The 17,035-nt window shown below is 31.7% G+C and carries 16 protein-coding genes; 6 read left to right on the top strand and 10 right to left on the bottom strand.

The window, feature by feature from the left end:
• From B4L98_RS12030 to B4L98_RS12065, 8 genes are all read right to left on the bottom strand, one after another.
• Positions 1–299, bottom strand: a 299-nt coding sequence (locus B4L98_RS12030) for a hypothetical protein (RefSeq protein WP_291078309.1), incomplete at its 3' end; no start/stop codon positions are given.
• Between the two features lie 99 nt (positions 300–398).
• Complete coding sequence (locus B4L98_RS12035) at positions 399–3,500, bottom strand: type I restriction endonuclease subunit R (protein WP_291078310.1); 3,102 nt, start codon at positions 3,498–3,500, stop codon at positions 399–401.
• A gap of 269 nt (positions 3,501–3,769) precedes the next feature.
• A complete protein-coding gene (locus B4L98_RS12040) occupies positions 3,770–4,069 on the bottom strand; it encodes a GIY-YIG nuclease family protein (RefSeq protein WP_291049589.1) in 300 nt (99 codons plus the stop codon).
• A gap of 38 nt (positions 4,070–4,107) precedes the next feature.
• Positions 4,108–5,376: a restriction endonuclease subunit S gene (locus B4L98_RS12045; protein ID WP_291049586.1), complete on the bottom strand. Its 1,269-nt coding sequence runs from the start codon at positions 5,374–5,376 to the stop codon at positions 4,108–4,110.
• Positions 5,373–6,401, bottom strand: a complete 1,029-nt coding sequence (locus B4L98_RS12050) for a virulence RhuM family protein (RefSeq protein WP_219035294.1) — start codon at positions 6,399–6,401, stop codon at positions 5,373–5,375. The genes B4L98_RS12045 and B4L98_RS12050 overlap by 4 nt, the downstream gene beginning before the upstream one ends.
• Complete coding sequence (locus B4L98_RS12055; protein ID WP_291078311.1) at positions 6,398–7,945, bottom strand: type I restriction-modification system subunit M; 1,548 nt, start codon at positions 7,943–7,945, stop codon at positions 6,398–6,400. The genes B4L98_RS12050 and B4L98_RS12055 overlap by 4 nt, the downstream gene beginning before the upstream one ends.
• A 137-nt stretch (positions 7,946–8,082) precedes the next feature.
• Complete coding sequence (locus B4L98_RS12060; protein ID WP_114999441.1) at positions 8,083–9,333, bottom strand: type II toxin-antitoxin system HipA family toxin; 1,251 nt, start codon at positions 9,331–9,333, stop codon at positions 8,083–8,085.
• 1 nt (position 9,334) lies between these two features.
• Complete coding sequence (locus tag B4L98_RS12065) at positions 9,335–9,616, bottom strand: helix-turn-helix domain-containing protein (protein WP_114999439.1); 282 nt, start codon at positions 9,614–9,616, stop codon at positions 9,335–9,337.
• A gap of 353 nt (positions 9,617–9,969) precedes the next feature.
• On the opposite strand from B4L98_RS12065, the gene B4L98_RS12070 reads away from it, so the two are divergent.
• The 3 genes from B4L98_RS12070 (at position 9,970) to B4L98_RS12080 (ending at position 12,534) form a co-directional block, all read left to right on the top strand.
• Positions 9,970–10,887: an IS481 family transposase gene (locus tag B4L98_RS12070; protein WP_291078313.1), complete on the top strand. Its 918-nt coding sequence runs from the start codon at positions 9,970–9,972 to the stop codon at positions 10,885–10,887.
• Between the two features lie 115 nt (positions 10,888–11,002).
• Positions 11,003–11,269, top strand: a complete 267-nt coding sequence (locus B4L98_RS12075) for a helix-turn-helix transcriptional regulator (protein WP_114999438.1) — start codon at positions 11,003–11,005, stop codon at positions 11,267–11,269.
• Between the two features lie 2 nt (positions 11,270–11,271).
• Positions 11,272–12,534, top strand: a complete 1,263-nt coding sequence (locus B4L98_RS12080; RefSeq protein ID WP_291062422.1) for a type II toxin-antitoxin system HipA family toxin — start codon at positions 11,272–11,274, stop codon at positions 12,532–12,534.
• Between the two features lie 225 nt (positions 12,535–12,759).
• Here B4L98_RS12080 and B4L98_RS14625 read toward each other — a convergent pair whose 3' ends face one another.
• Positions 12,760–12,846 (bottom strand): hypothetical protein, encoded by an 87-nt coding sequence (locus B4L98_RS14625; RefSeq protein WP_349679320.1) that lies wholly within the window; start codon positions 12,844–12,846, stop codon positions 12,760–12,762.
• A 1,709-nt stretch (positions 12,847–14,555) separates the two neighbouring features.
• On the opposite strand from B4L98_RS14625, the gene B4L98_RS12085 reads away from it, so the two are divergent.
• Genes B4L98_RS12085 through B4L98_RS12095 form a run of 3 tightly spaced genes read left to right on the top strand, consistent with a single transcriptional unit; the run spans position 14,556 to position 16,029 of the window.
• Positions 14,556–14,762 (top strand): helix-turn-helix transcriptional regulator, encoded by a 207-nt coding sequence (locus tag B4L98_RS12085; protein ID WP_291078315.1) that lies wholly within the window; start codon positions 14,556–14,558, stop codon positions 14,760–14,762.
• Positions 14,759–15,085, top strand: a complete 327-nt coding sequence (locus tag B4L98_RS12090) for a HipA N-terminal domain-containing protein (RefSeq protein WP_291078317.1) — start codon at positions 14,759–14,761, stop codon at positions 15,083–15,085. The genes B4L98_RS12085 and B4L98_RS12090 overlap by 4 nt, the downstream gene beginning before the upstream one ends.
• Positions 15,082–16,029, top strand: a complete 948-nt coding sequence (locus tag B4L98_RS12095; RefSeq protein ID WP_291050824.1) for a HipA domain-containing protein — start codon at positions 15,082–15,084, stop codon at positions 16,027–16,029. The genes B4L98_RS12090 and B4L98_RS12095 overlap by 4 nt, the downstream gene beginning before the upstream one ends.
• A 326-nt stretch (positions 16,030–16,355) precedes the next feature.
• Here the strand turns inward: B4L98_RS12095 and B4L98_RS12100 are convergent.
• Positions 16,356–17,035: transposase (locus B4L98_RS12100; protein WP_291078318.1), on the bottom strand; the 680-nt coding region annotated here is incomplete at its 5' end.

Here is a 17,035-nt window from a genome sequence, read left to right on the forward strand (position 1 = left end):
TTAACAAGGGGAAGATTACACCTTCTTTTAGCGATTGTTTGTTGTTTAATAAATGACTTTATAATACTACTTTTTCCAGAACCATAAGAACCTGTTATAGCAATGTTTTTAACTTCATTATTATTTATTCCCCACTCTAATTTATCAGAGTAATTTTTTATTTCATCCTCTTTTAAATGAATTGAATTTAGATGTGAAAATTGTATAATTTTTTCTTCATTTGTTAATTCAGATTTATTTTTTTCAGGACAATTAACACATTCATCGTTATTATTTATAATAGAATATCTTGAAGGCATTTGTAATAATATATATCCGTAAATTTAAGTTTATTCTTTTAATAAAAAATCCCCAACTTCAGCGTCGAGGATTAATATTACATATTTAAGTGGAATTAATTACAACTTTCCACCAACTCCCTTAAACTTTTCAATAAAGGCACTTATTTTTTGAAAAACAGTTTGTTTCTTTGTTAGGTATTGTGGATTTAACGGACTCATTTTTGGTAAAATGGCATTTAATTCTGTACCGTTAGAACTTGCGTATTCTCGTTTTAAAGAAGATTCGATGTAGCGTTTTGTCGCTTCTTCGTTTAAGTTTTCCTCTACGATTAATTCAGTAGCTTCTTCTTTTTGTTTGACTTGCGCATACTTAAAGAACGAATCAATAACCGTTGCTTTATCTGGTATGGAATCTAAATCTGTTTCGTTAATGAAATCCACTACTAAAGATTCTTTACCTCTATTCCCAATACTTGCACGAATTACTCGACTTATTTCTTCAACTAATTCAGCTTTGTTTTTTGTTTTTTTGTTGTGATCGAAGATTAATTCTAAGATGTAATCTAAATTAATCTCTTGAGATTTTAATAAATCAACTTCAAAAACCACATCATCCCAATCGATTCCACCATCTTCTGGTTGTTTCCCTTCTTTTTCTTTTCTTAACCAATCACGAATATCATTATACGTCGAACGATAGTCTTGTTCTACACGTTGTGGTAACAACTGAATCTTTTGCATCACAGCTAAATCATCGTCTGAAACATGGTACATTTCTTTGAATTCTTCTACAGCAGTCGCATCGCTTTGGTCAATGCTTTGTAAGGCTTTTAGACTTGTGAATTCATCGTAGTTTTGTAAGATATTTTCAACGCGTAAGTATTCTCCGAATAATTTTGTAAACTCCTTTTTATCCTTCTCCTTTTCAATTGCATCTGGATTTGGGAATTTTGTATTTAATTCGTTAACTACTTCAATAAATCCTCTACGTGCATCACCTGTTGAAATATCGGTAAAACCTTCTAAATATTCTTTGTAGCTTTTCTCTAAAACAACATTCTTCGTGTTTTTATTTCCAAATAATGTGATGGCATCAATCGTTGCTTGTTCCAAATCGCGGAATGTAACAATATTTCCAAAAGATTTCGTTGCATCTAAGATACGATTGGTACGAGAAAATGCTTGAATTAAACCATGGTAACGTAAGTTTTTATCAACGAATAAGGTATTTAATTTTGGTGCGTCAAATCCAGTTAAAAACATACCGACAACGATTAGTAAGTCGATTTCTTTGTTTTTCACACGTTCTGAAAGATCACGGTAATAATTTTGAAATTCATCACTTTCTACTCCGTAGCTTGTTTTGAACATCTTATTGTAATCGTTGATGGCTTTCGTTAAGAATTCTTTTGCTGTACTGTTTAATGCAGAAGGCTCGAATGATTCGTCTATGATTTCACCAATGGCTGATTGTTCTTCGTTCGCTGCAAAAGAAAAGATCGTCGCAATCTTCAACGGTTTTTCACTGTCTATTTGCTGACGGTTTAATTCTTCGTAATAATGTTTAGCTGCTTCTACGCTACTTACGGCAAACATCGCATTGAAACCGTTATTTCCGCCTTTTGTACGGTGTGTTTTAATGCGGTAATTTTGTAAGATGTATTTCGAAATTTCGCTGATACGTGCAGGATGCAGAAAGGCTTTCTTAGCATCTTCTGCATTCAATTTCTTTTCATCTATTTCTGTCTCAACCCCTTTGAATTGAGGTTTTACATTGTGGTAATCCACCTTGAATTTCAACACCTTTTCATCTCTGATGGCATCTGTAATGACATACGCGTGTAATTCTGAACCAAAAACACTTGCTGTGGTTTCTGCACCAAGTGCATTTTCAGGGAAAATGGGTGTTCCTGTAAATCCGAATTGGTAGTATTTTTTGAATTTCTTTTTTAGGTTTTTTTGGGCTTCACCAAATTGTGAACGGTGAGCTTCATCAAATATGAAAACAACTTGTTTATTGTAAATATCCAACTCTTGATCGCCTTTCATTAAGTTGTTTAACTTCTGAATGGTCGTCACAATAATTTTGTTGTCGTCTTTTTCGATGTTTCGTTTTAAACCTGCTGTACTGTTTGAACCGTTGACACTATCAGGCGAAAATTTTTGGTATTCTTTCATGGTTTGAAAGTCTAAATCTTTACGATCCACTACGAAAAATACCTTATCAATAAAATCTAATTTTGTTGCTAAACGAGCAACTTTGAAACTGGTTAAGGTTTTCCCTGAACCGGTAGTATGCCAAATGTACCCACCACTTTCTAAAGATGACCATTTTTTGGTTTGGTAAGCACTTTTAATTTTCCATAAAATACGTTCGGTTGCTGCAATCTGATAAGGTCGCATGACCAATAATGTATCTTTAATATCTAAAACCGTATACGTTAGTAAGACATTTAATAACGTGTTTTTTTGAAAAAAAGTTGCTGTAAAATCCTTTAAATCTTTGATTAAGGTATTATCTGCTTTTGCCCAATTCATCGTGAAATCGTAACTGTTTTTGTTACGCGTAACGGTATTGGCAAAATAACGTGTATCTGTTCCATTCGAAATTACAAACAACTGCAAGTATTTGAATAGCGAATTATCTGAATTAAAGCTCTCTTTGGAATAACGATGGACTTGATTAAACGCTTCACGAATGGCTACACCACGTTTCTTCAGCTCTACTTGAATCATCGGTAATCCGTTGACCAGAATTGTTACATCGTAACGATTGGCGTGCGAACCTGTTTGTTCGACCTGTGAGATAACCTGTACTTTATTACGCGTAATATTATCTTTATCGACTAAATAGATGTTTTGAATGTGTCCATCATCAAATACAAAATCGTAGATGTGGTTATCGTGAAGTTTACGCGATTTATCGACTAAACTATCACTTGGTTTATCTAAATATTCGACAAGAAAACGCGCCCATTCGTTATCGGTAAATGCCATATTATTCAATGCTTGTAATTGCGTACGCACATTGGCTAACATGGCATCTGTTGATTTGAGATGAGTCGGATTCTCGTATCCCAGATTAATTAAATCTTGGATGAATTCTTTTTCTAAGGCAGCTTCTGATTGATAAGCAATCGGAGCCTCGTTTAATTCGTAGAATTTGGTGTATTTATCCAATACAATGTAATTGTTGGATTCTGCGATAGTCTTGTACATCTTATATTATTCTAAGTAGCTGTTAATGGGTTGTCTAGTTTAGATTCTAATTTGTTTCACTTTCTAAATTGCATTGCTCGTAATGACGTTGGTTATACTCGCGATGACGGTGAGCAATGACTGGATTGCTTTGCTTGCGTTGTTTGCTGGATTGCTTCGCTTTGCTCGCAATGACGTTGGTTATACTCGCGATGACGGAGAACAATGACTGAATTGCTTTGCTTGCGTTGTTTGCTGGATTGCTTCGCTTTGCTCGCAATGACGTGGAGTTACCATTCATTTATTTCATCCCATAAGTCAATCCAATTTGGGTTGAGTGTTTCTATTTGTTTTAATTTATTTTTTCGGTTACCTGCTTTTATTCTTTTTTCCTCTGTTATTGCGTCTTCAATTGAATGGAAGCTTTTGTAATAAACTAAGATTGTGCAGTTATATTTTGCCGTAAAAGATTCGGGATTATATTTTGTTTTATGCTCGTATACACGTCTTTTTAGATCGGCTGTTACGCCTGTGTATAGAGTACCGTTTCTTTTGTTTGCCATAATATAGACTACACCTCCTTTTTTCATTTTGGTTTACTGGTTTGGGGTTGCTTTTCTGGATTGCTTCACGTTGTTCGCAATGACGGGAAGCTTAATAACTTTTCTCTGTAATATTCGTATTGTTGGGTTCTTAGTTTAATTTCTTTTGTAATTTCTTCTTCGATGGCTGTATGGGTTGCATCGAATTGATCTAAGAGTTTTACAATGCGTTTTTGTTCTGTTAATGATGGTATTGGTATATAAACTTTTTCTAAACCTTTTGAATTTATTGCAGATATCTTTCCAGATGATATATTTCTTCTAATCTGATCATGAAATTGCTTAGTTCGAGTAAAATATGCTACATATGATGGATTAAGTGGACTAGTAAATGAAAAACAAGCATCATGAAAAACGACTCCTTGATCACTTAACCACGAAGTTCCTTTTCCAATATCTTCAATCGTTTCACCTGCTGCAACCATTATAACATCATTTTTCTTAGCTAATCTTAATTTTTTAGTATCAACTAATTCCTTACTTAAAAATGATTTAGTTTCATTAGCCCAAATACCATAATGTGTATACATCTCTCCATAATGAATACATGGAACCCCTTCTGAAATCATATCAGTTTTAACAAATCTTTTACCTCTTTGAAATTCTCCAATTTCACCTAATTTATTGAATATTATTGAACCTTCCTCAAAACTAAACAACTGCTCACGGAAGAATTCGAATTGTTTTTTACGGTTTTGGCGTTCGGTTTCTAGTTCGGTTGTTAATTGGTTGCTTAACGAAGTTAATTCATCTAACACACGAACAATTTCTTGTTGGATTTCAAGGGATTTTTCTGGATTATCTGGACAAGGAATTGGGATTTTAAGTTTTGATAAATCCTTCTGTGAAATTGAAGGGACTGATCCTAAACCTATAATTTTATTTAAACTTATTTTGAAATTTTCAGTTTTTAAGCAATATGATAAAAATTTACTTAAGCACTTAATTTCCTTAAAAACAACTAGCTGTGGATTTAAGGTAGCTAAATATGGTAAATCTTCAACATAAGCTGTTTTACCAACTGACGCTGTTTTACAAAAAATTATATCACCATTGTGAATCATTATTTCAGGTGATTCATAATATTTATCCCAATTAATGAAAGTTAGTTTTTCATAGTTTATTTTATCATTTATTATATTGGATGGACTTAATGCAATTGCACCATCTTTATTTTCTACTATATCTTTTTTTGTATAACCACGATAACCAATTCTACCAATAATTTTACACACATCTCCCAGAGGCAACCACTCCACATCAACCCCTTTTAATAACTCGTCTAATTTACTCATGATTTCCCTCCTTTTTTGTTATTTGCTTTAGCCTGTTTATCGCCTGCTTTAGCTTGTTTTTCTAAGATTGTAATGGTTTTTAGGTATTCACTTTCCACATTGCTAAGGGTTTTGGCTTTGTATTTTTTGTATTCTAAGGTTGCTTTCTCTTTCATTGCGGCATTAGAGATACTCCCTGCATTATCTAAAACTTTGCGTCCTGTCGAATTCAGGATATTATCTAACTCTCGGATATAATCGTTCATACACATTGGGCGTTCTTCAATGGCATTTAATTCGGCTAAATCAAAATAGGCTGCTACCAAGTTATTTAATACGCGTAATTCTTTTTCTTCTAAAAAATTTTTAGCAATCATCGCTTCAGCTTGTGTAGGCTCATCGCCTTTAAAATTGGTTAATCCAACAAAAGGCTTATCGCTATCTACACGCATATAGATGACTTCGCTTGCAGTATGCCCATGAGCAGCATAATGCAATTTGTTTTGTACAATTTTGAAAAAAGTTACACTTGCATCACTTTTTGGGTCGTAATCGGTTGCTGTAGCGTACAAATCTAATATTTGGCGGTACATTACCTTTTCACTTGAACGGATATCACGAATACGGTCTAAAAGTTCTTTCCAATAATTGCCTCCACCAAGATTTTTCATGCGTTCATCATCCATCGTGAACCCTTTTACGATGTATTCTTTCAGTCGATTGGTTGCCCATTGACGAAAGCCTGTAGCAATCTTCGAGTTTATTCTATACCCCAAAGCAATAATCATATCAAGATTGTAGTAATCCAGTTCACGAGAAACTTCACGATTACCTTCTATTTGAACTGTTCGGATTTTCCGAACAGTTGCTTCTGCAATCAGTTCTTCTTCTGTAAAAATATTCTTAATATGTTCACTTACTGTTGATTTTGAAGTTTGGTATAATTCAACCAATTGTTTTTGCGTTAACCAAATTGTATCGTCATCCAATTGGACATTAATTTTAGTTTGTCCATCTTCTGCAGTATATAAAATTATTTCACTCATCCTTCGATTTCTTTTACAAGATGATCAATCGTTGCACGTAAAGATGAAATGTTGTTCACAGTTTCAGCTAACTCAGTATTTAACACTTCAATGTCTATCACTTCGCGTGTATCTACCGCTTCTACATACGAACTTACCGAAAGGTTGTAGTCGTTTTCTTCAATTATCTTATTCTCTATGGTTACTGCAACATGTTTTACATTTTCTTTCGAATCGAATAACTGCATAATCTTCTCGATATGCACATCCTCTAACATGTTGTTATTGGTTACTTTTTTGTAGAAGTCTTCTCCTGTTGCATCGATAAATTGTGTAGTATTCTCGGACTTATGCTTAGATAAAACTAAGATATTTACGCCAATAGAAGTTCCAAAGAATAAATTTGCAGGTAAACTAATTACTGTTTCTACAAAATTTTCTTTTATTAAATATTTTCTGATTTTTTGTTCTGCTCCACCACGGTAGAAAATACCAGGAAAACATACAATGGCTGCACGCCCTTTACTTGATAAATAATTAAGCGCATGTAAAACAAAGGCAAAATCTGCTTTTGATTTTGGTGCTAAAACTCCAGCTGGTGCAAAACGATCATCGTTAATTAAAGTGGGATCATCCGAACCTACCCAATTCACCGAATAAGGAGGATTAGATACAATGGCATCGAAAGGTTTATCGTCGATAAAATGAGGATCGGTTAAAGTATCTCCTAATTGGATATTGAATTTATCGTAATTGACATTGTGCAAAAACATATTCATACGCGCTAAGTTGTAGGTTGTATGATTGATTTCTTGTCCAAAGAATCCATCTTCGATAATGTGGTTATCGAAATGTTTTTTTGCTTGTAATAACAAAGAACCCGAACCAGCAGCAGGATCGTAGATTTTGTTGACCGAAGTCTGTTTGTGCATCGCTAATTGCGCAATCAGTTTCGATACATTTTGAGGTGTAAAGAATTCACCTCCAGATTTTCCTGCATTGGCTGCATAGTTAGAAATTAAGAATTCGTAAGCATCCCCAAATAAGTCGATTTGGCTTTCTTCGAAACTACCAAAATTTAACTCGGCAACTCCTTTTAAAATTGCAGCTAAACGTTTGTTTTTATCTTCTACGGTATTTCCTAAACGTGTACTTGTTGTATCGAAATCTGCAAATAATCCTTTGATATCTTGTTCAGACTCGTATCCATTTGCTGAGTTTTCAATATCTGTAAATATCGCCTTTAGGTCTGTATTTAAGTTGGAATTTGTATTGGCGTTATCGACAATATTCACAAACAATTGACTTGGATAAAAGAAGTATCCTTTTGTTTTAATGGCGTCATCTTTAATTTCTGGTGTGATGATGTCGTCTGCTAATTTTGCATAGTTTACACTTTCGTCACCACCTTCAATATAATTAGTAAAGTTTTCACTAATAAAACGATAGAATAATGTTCCTAACACAAAGTGTTTGAAATCCCATCCATCTACTGAGCCACGTACTTCGTTGGCAATTTTCCAGATTTTAGCTTGTAGTTCTGCTCTTTGGGCTGTATTTGTCATTGTCTTTATTTCTTTTGAAAGATAAAATTTATCTTTTGTATATTCATTATTGTAAACAATACAATATTAATCCTTTTAAACGCCAAAACAAGACGTTAGTGCTTTTTTGTAATGATTTTTTATTTTATTAATTGCAACTAATATTTAAAAGCACTTGCCATTAGTTCTTGTTCAGCTCTTGAAATTCCAATTTGTTTAGCGATATCCTGCCAATTCTTAACTACAGAAGTTACTTCATCGATTATTTGATCCATTTCTGTAGTCGTTAATCGAAAATACTCACCAACACTTTTCGCTAATTCAAAATCTAACGCATTATTATCCATATCAATATTCAAGGCTAAACCATCTTTATCAATGGATGGATTTAAATCATAAGCAGGTGATAAAACCCAACCTTCTTTCGTTAAAATAAATCCATGATTTCGTAAATGATCATCAGTATTGGATATCGCAATATTAAAAATGATTCTACGCCATAATTGGGTTAAATTTTCATTGATGTTCGCTCCATTCGATTGGATGAACTCCACAATATCTAAATAACTGGCAGGCTGATTTTTTATGGTTTCTTCGTTATTTCCTGTCATGGTCATTGCCGATGCGAAATGAATTCTATTACTTCCTTCACGATCAAATCGTTTGGTAAAAAAAGTATGATACGGACCATTAATCTTTTCTATTTTACATTCCGACATATTTATCCCTGCTTTTATCGCTAATTGATACGCTAAATATTCCCAACTAGCTTTATCAATAGTGTCATTCTTAGATGGAAATTTAGCAATCCATGGATGTTTATGCTCATCTAAAATATTAGCTTTTGGACGAGCTCCACCCAAAGAAGAACCAGGAGCTATTAATAGTTGTAACCATTTGTTTATCGCTTCATTATCGGTATCATTTTCGTAATGAACGACAGCTTGTTGAAGTTCTCTTACAGTAGACCATGGTGGCGTAGCCTTTTCGGTATCATTATCCAAAAAGTCAGATTTTGGATCTAGTTTAAAACGCAACGCCCCCATACGTGTTTCGTCATAGACACCTAATAAGAAATCAATATCATATAATGTTTTCGCTTTTTCACCTTTTATTTTAGCGAGTTGAGCTTCACGTCTTTTCATTAAGGTACGTCCCCAAGTATCAGGCATACTGTCTAGAAAGAGTCCAAAGTTTTCTTTATCATTAGCAAATTGTGGCCCTGCAAATAAATGTAAATTGGGATCTAACTGATGATGATGTCCAGATTTTAACCATAGATTATCATACGAAAAGCTGAATGCTTTTCGTCCCTTGGCTTGATAGGCCGATAATACGCCCATTAGTATTGGACTTTCTAAATCTTGCCAATCAGCATAAACATATATATCTGTTTTCTGTACTGCCATCCTATAATATCTCTAAATCTTGTAGTTTACGACCAAGTGTGTCGTCTGCTGCTAACTTTAAAAAATCATCTTGTAAGCCTAAAACCCGAAGCACATTGAAATAAGCTCCCATCGCTACACTTGGCTCTCCTTTTTCGATGAGATTTAAAGTGGATCTGGAAATATCTGCTCTTTCAGCGACTTGTACTGCTGTTAATTTGCGACGTTTACGGGCAAGTTTTATTTGCTCACCCATTTGTGATAAGGTATCTTTATAACGAGGTAAAACAATTTGTTTTTTCATAAATGTCCGTTATTTCATACAAATATAATTAAAACGACTGAAATAACGGACATTTTTATATGAATATTCAATTATTTTCTCTTTCCAAAAGGTTATTGAAAACTTGCTCTAACTGTTTTGCGGTAAATATTTGAATATTCTCCGCAAGTTATGCGGTGATTAATTTGTTTATCGTTGCACAATTGGTTTACTGAAAGAATTTGAAGACAATATTTACAATCCAAAATCATTTGACCGAAACACTAAAACATAAACAAGTCTTCCACCATTACTTCAAAAAGGAGAAGACACTTTCAAATTGTGGGTACGTCAGATCATCGTAGACTAAATTAGTAAAAAACTAATATAGCCTTATGATTATTAAAAAGACCAAAGAAATCCAAACTTATTTAACTTATATTAAAAAATTACAAGTTCTAAAATATGCTAAAGAATATGGAAATAACACTATAGCTTATAAATTTTATGGTGTTAAAAAGAGTACATTTTATAAATGGAAAAAAGCATATGAAGAACATGGAGAAGAAGGTTTACTCAGAAAGAAACCAACTCCTCATACTTTTCCTAACCAAATTAAGCAAGAGATTGTAAATAAAGTATTAGAACTTCGAAAAGAACATAAATTAGGGACTTGGCGAATTAAATGGTATTTAGAACGTTATCATGATATTTTGATATCGGAATCAAGTGTTTATCGTATTCTAAAGCGTAATAATGTCGCTAGATTAGACAGAAAGGTGACTAGAAGAGCCATGCATAGTATCAAGTATGAAAAAGAAACACCTGGTCATCAGGTACAAGTTGATGTTAAATTTCTGATTTTTCATGATTCAAATGGCACTGAAATCAAACGATTTCAATACACAGCGATTGATGATGCTACACGAATTAGAGCACTTAAAATCTCTGAAAAACATAATCAATTAAGTTCAATTGAATTCATAAATTATGTTGTAGAAAAATTCCCTTTTAGAATTAATACAATTCAAACAGATAATGGACACGAATTTCAATCAAAGTTTCATTGGCATGTTCAAGATTTAGGAATGAGACACCGATTTATAAAAGTGGGTACACCTCAGTTAAATGGGAAAGTTGAACGATCTCATTTAACTGATAAAAAAGAGTTTTATCAACTTTTAAGTTACACAGATGATGTCGATCTAAATCAAAAATTAGAACAATGGGAAAAATTTTATAATTTCGATAGTCCACATGGTTCATTTAAAGGAAAAACACCTTATGAAATACTTAAATCTAAACTAAAATAATTATATTTAAAGTCTACGAAGTCATGAAGTACGACAGGTTTAATACAAACAAAATGTATACATTATTATATATTTTGTCTAAAATTCGTACATTTGATTATTATAATATACATTTATGTTAGATTTCACAACAATAAAAGATGTAAAAAATTCAATTGGTGAATGGTGTAAGAAAATGCGAAAAGCAGAACACTTAACACAACAAGAATTAGCTGATGAATTAGCGCTTTCTCGTTTAACAATTGCTAAACTTGAAAATGGAGAGAATCCTACAATCGAAACTCTTTTGAAAGTATTACAGTATTTTGACGAAATGAAATCAATCAATCAATTCGTTTCAGATAAAATTGAAAATTTAGATAATAATCAATCCATGTATTAATTATGGCAAAGAATCAAATCATTTCAATCAATTTTCATGGAATTGAAATTGGTAAAATTGGTTATGACGAAAACCAAAGGAAATCTTCATTCCAATATAATCCTGATTTTTTGGAGAATAACATCTATAAAAAAATATTTCCTTACGTCATTCGTAGAACACCTAATGTACAAGTATTTTCTGAGTTTGAGGGAGAAACGTTTCGAGGTTTACCTCCTATGATTGCTGATTCTTTACCTGATTTTTTTGGAAACATTGTTTTTAAGGAATGGCTTGAAGCGACTCAAAAAGACATAAGTTCAATCACTCCTTTAGAACAGCTTACTTACGTAGGAAAAAGAGGTATGGGAGCGATAGAATTTTCACCTGCAAAAGAAATTAGATCCAATCAAACAATTAATGTCGATGAAATTACAGAAGTAGTTAAAAAAGTATTGGATTTAAAAACTTCCACCGAAGAAAAAGGATTAAGTGATATTGCTTTACTGAATATTTTCAAGATTGGAACTTCAGCTGGCGGTGCACGACCTAAAATTTTGGTTTCGGAAAATAAATCTACAGGACATTTAATTCCTGGTGATTTAGAAACTTCTGAAGAATATAATCATTATTTAATCAAGCTTTCGATCGATGAAGATCAAGGCTATTCAAAAGAAAAAATCGAATATATTTATTATCAAATTGCAACTTCCATTGGAATTGAAATGATGCCTTCTAAATTAATTGAAGATAAACATTTTGCAACATTACGATTTGATCGTCAAAATGGACAAAAACAGCATATTTTGACAGCTTCAGGAATGACAGGGTGGGATTTCAAAAAGCCTGAAAATTCGTCTTATGAAAATCTTTTTAAACTAGCTTTTGATTTGAAACTTTCGCACAAAAATATTCAGCAATTATTTAAACGAATGGCTTTTAATCTTGTTTTTTTTAATATTGATGACCATTTAAAGAATTTCTCATTCATTTATGATACAGAAAAAGACCGTTGGAATTTAGCTCCTGCCTATGATTTAACCTATCCGTTAGATGCTTTAAAAAACTATCTTCGAATTTCAAGAGCGATGTCTATTAATGGAAAACGAACTGAAATTAATCGAACTGATTTACTGAAAATAGCTGATTTATTCACGATTAAAGATGCTAACGGAATTATTGATGAAGTCGTACAATCGACTAATCAATTCAGAATCCTATGTCAAAAACAAAATATTCCTGAAAAAGTGATTGATAAAATTGAATCTGAGTTTTTAATGTTTTAATTAAGAATAGCATGATACTAAATACAATTCGTTCAAGAGGATTTTGAATATCTTCAAAGAAAGACTCAGTTAATTTATATTGATAAGGGTTTTTGCTATTGAAGATTTATATATTAATAGAAGATTTGCAGTTTTATGTAAGCAAATTTTGATAGCTGGTTATGCAAATAAAAAGTACAGTAAAATTTAAGCTACATTTTTGTAAACATTATTTAAGTTATTAAATTATTCAATTGTTTTGTAATTCAATGAGCTGTGTCTTCTTTTTCTGTTGTACCAAATATCAATGTATTGAAATATTTCGCTTTCCATTTGTTTTATGAAAATCTGTACGTTGTCAAAATGATTTGGACACCTCTTTCTAAAAATTAAGAGAGTGTTTGGTTTATAAATTTATTATTTTTTCTTTCGAACACACTTTAGATCCTTTGTTCGTAATTCTGAACAATTTAACTAAAATTCGTCATTTCGATACTAAATCGTCGGATTTTTAATTTCTTTTTCAATATTCAAGTTTTAAATTTACTTTTAATAAGGAATTAAAAAACCGTCATTGCTGAAGAGTCGAGTGTCAATTCGGCGTAGCGAACGTTAAAAATGATTTACTGTTCACATTTTATATGTGAATGATTTAAAGCATTTAGTGAGTAGCCGTTATTGACCGATTTGTAGGCACAGACTTGACGTTTTTGGTTCGTTTTTGCGTCAAGGTAAAAATGAATGAAGGTAGTTTTGAAAAACGAGAATAATCTTTCTATCACTTTTTTATTCATAGCTTATCTATTTTAATTATCGGTATTCATATGCCCTTCGGGAAAGTTCATCAAAAAAAACATTTGAAATTAAAAGGAGGAGCCATGGTATGGCTCAGGTAATTCAACTAACTAAATTATCTCCATAAAGTTGGCAACTCGCTTCACTCAGACACTCCAACTTTTTTATTCCAATAATTTAGAGTTAAATTGCATTTCGATTCTAAATCGTCGGATTTTTCTAATCCTTTTTTCTAATTCAGATTCGTTATCACTTTTATCAACGGATTTTAGAGTCGACTTACGATTTGCAGACGAGCTTCAATCCATTGAAACAAGCGTAAAAAAGATTAGTGAGCGATAGCGAATCATTTAATCTTTTTAGTGCGTAAAATGGTAATTGAACGTCGAAAATCGCAGTCTTGATTTTTTGATTACTTTTTGATCAAGCAAAAAGTAATAAATAAAGAACTACTAATTATTCTCTTATTCACGTAATTATGTTCAGAACCTCAACTCGTTGTTAATTTGAGGTATCGAGAAATCTATTACTTTCATTTTTTTATTCATAGCTTATCTATTTTAATTATAGGTATTCAGATGCCCTTCGGGGAATAGTCAAAAAAACTAACGAAAAAAGACTTGGCTGTAAAACTCTCTACTAAATATGTTCTCATTTCTCTAAAGATTTTAAAAACCCTACGGGCTAATACCTTTTTAAGTTTCATTCAAACATTTTCTTAACGTGTGTGTTTTAATACCGTTTTCGTCATTCTTTTCCAATATTCAAATTCGCTTTTAGTACGGTCACTGAGGTTTTAGAAGGAAAAAATCAAACATGCGAAGGGAATAGATCGTAAAAATGTGGCTTCGTGAACCTCAGCCACCAAGAAAAACCTGTTCCTAGGCTCTCGAAGGGAAAAGATCAAACTATCAAGAAGAAAAGGTTTTCAGTATGGTTAAAATTTAGTTTATATCCATTTGTTATACGTCTTAATTAAAATTCGTCAGTTCGAGTGATTTTTCGAAATAATAATGAAGAAAAATTGTATCGAGAATAGAATTTTATCTTCAAAAAATTCAGCCACCAAAAGATCGTTCCCTGAGTTCTAAAAAGGAAAATATCGTAAAAGTGTGACTTCGAGAACCTCAGCCACAAAGAAATAATCGTACCCTAAAAGGTATAATACTTACGTTTATATAAATTTTATACCTTATTGGGTATAAAACAAAAATTATGACTATATTTATACCTCAAAGGGTATAAGTATGAATCAATCAATTGCAGAATTTATCAAACAAAAAAGAAAAAGATTAAAACTTACACAACCTGAATTAGCTGAGAGAGCTGGAGTTGGTTTAAGATTTATTCGTGAAATAGAACAAGGAAAACCTTCTGTAAGATTAGATAAAGTTAATCAAGTTTTAGCTTTATTTGGTTCTGAAGTTGGTGTAATTGATAAAATTGAGCAATGAGAAAAGGTTTAGTCTATTATAAAAATCTATTTGCAGGAACAATTTCTGAAAATGAAAATGGTTATATTTTTAAATACGATCAAGAATATTTGAATAATTTGGAATCGAAACCAATTAGTTTAACGCTTCCTATGCAACAAGATTCTTATGAAAGTAAAATTTTATTTCCTTTTTTTGATGGATTAATACCAGAAGGTTGGCTTTTGAATATTGCAGTAAGAAATTGGAAATTAAATTCTAAAGATCGTTTTGGTTTATTATTAACCCTTTGCAAAGATTGTATTGGAGCTGTTTCTATCATTTCAAATAATGAAGAATTATGAAAAAATGCCTTAGTTGTTACAAAGAATTAGCAGAAAATGAAATTGATTTTCATTCTAAATGTTCTAAAAAAATATTTGGTTCAATAAATCCTCCTTCAATTGATTTTGACAGCAAACAATTAGAAGAATTAGCAAAAGAGTTGATTGTAAAAAGTGTGACAGTTACAGGTGTGCAACCAAAATTATCTTTAAATCTTATAAGCGATATAAATAAACAATCGAGATTTACAATTGTGGATCTTGAAGGAAATTATATTTTAAAACCTGCTTCAAAAGAATATATCGACTTACCCGAAAATGAAGACTTAACCATGCATTTAGCGGAATTGGTAAAAATAAAAACAGCAACACACACACTTATTCGGCTTAAATCAGGTGAATTGGCTTATTTAACAAAGCGATTTGATCGAAAAAATCAAGATAAAATTGCTGTTGAAGACTTTTGTCAATTGACTGAAAATTTAACGGAACATAAATATCGAGGATCAATAGAAAAAATCGGAAAATTAATCTATCAACTAACTAAAAATAGTGGATTTGAAGCTCAAAAATTATTTGAAATTGTTTTATTTAATTACTTGACTGCAAATGCTGATATGCATCTTAAAAACTATTCATTAATCGAAAATGATTTCAATGAATACGAATTATCTCCAGCTTACGATTTATTGAATACACTGTTATTAATTCCCAATGATAAGGAAGAATCTGCATTAACAATTAATGGTAAAAAAAATAGATTAAAAATAGAAGATTTCAATCAGTTAGCGAAAACATTAAAAATACCTAATAAATCAGTAGAATCTATTTACAAAAGATTCATCAAAATTAAACTAAAATGGATCGATTTTGTGGAGATTAGTTTCTTAAATAAGGATACTAAACAAGCGTATATTGAAACATTGAACACTAGATTTAATAAATTGTTTAGTTCTAATAATTAGAGCAAGTATGACTTCAAGAACCTCAGCCACCAAGAAAACCCGTTCCATGAGGCACTCGAAGGGAAAAGAGTAAACACTCGAAAGGAAAAGATCGTAAAATGTGACTTCGAAAACCTCAGCCACCAAGAAATCGTTCCCTGAGCATTCTAAATGCAGTATCTTTCTATCACTTTTTTATTCATAGCTTAATCTATTTTAATTATAGATATTCATTTGAAACAATTAATAACTCATGAATAAAAAATGAATGAATATAGTTTTTCAAAATCCTTTTTCTAATTCAAATTCGTTGTCACTTTTAACAACAAATTTTGTCATTCTGATTTCTATGACAAAACCAAGTTATTTTTATAAATATTTTGATTTTTAATTAGTGCATAAATTCTGTGAATTATTTTATTTCTGACTGCGTTTAAGACCGACATTTTATTTTTCCCTTCTTCTACCTTTCGATGATAATAAATAGCCAAGTCATTATCTAAACGAATAGCACTCATTGCAGCTAAATGCAATAGTTTCTTCAAATCTTTATCAGCCATTGATGAAACTTTCGGTTTTCGCCTTATGGAAGTTCCAGATTGAAAATCAAATGGAGCTATTCCAGCATAGCAAGCCATTTGTCTTGGCGTATTTATGGTTGTAAAACCATCCGTTTTAATCAACATATTAAAAGCTAAAACTTTTCCTACTCCAGGGATTGATTGTATTCTTTTATAATGGTTATAAAGCTGTTCATCATTACAAATTAATTGATAGATTCTATCTTCGATCTCATTAATTTGTTTCGTTAATACATCGATTAGCTTAATGTTTAAACGTAAAACAGCTTTGTCAACAATTGATTTTAAAAATAATTCATCTTGTTTTTGAGCTAGTAATCCAGCTCTTATTTTAACGCGATGTTTTCTTTCAGCATTCAATAATTTAATTTTTTCAATCACTTGAGAATTAGGTTTCCACTCTTGAAGATCCATATGGTTTTTCAGTAAAAATACAGCAATACGTT

This window comes from Empedobacter sp. UBA5528, from assembly GCF_002426075.1.
Lineage (GTDB): Bacteria > Bacteroidota > Bacteroidia > Flavobacteriales > Weeksellaceae > Empedobacter > Empedobacter falsenii_B.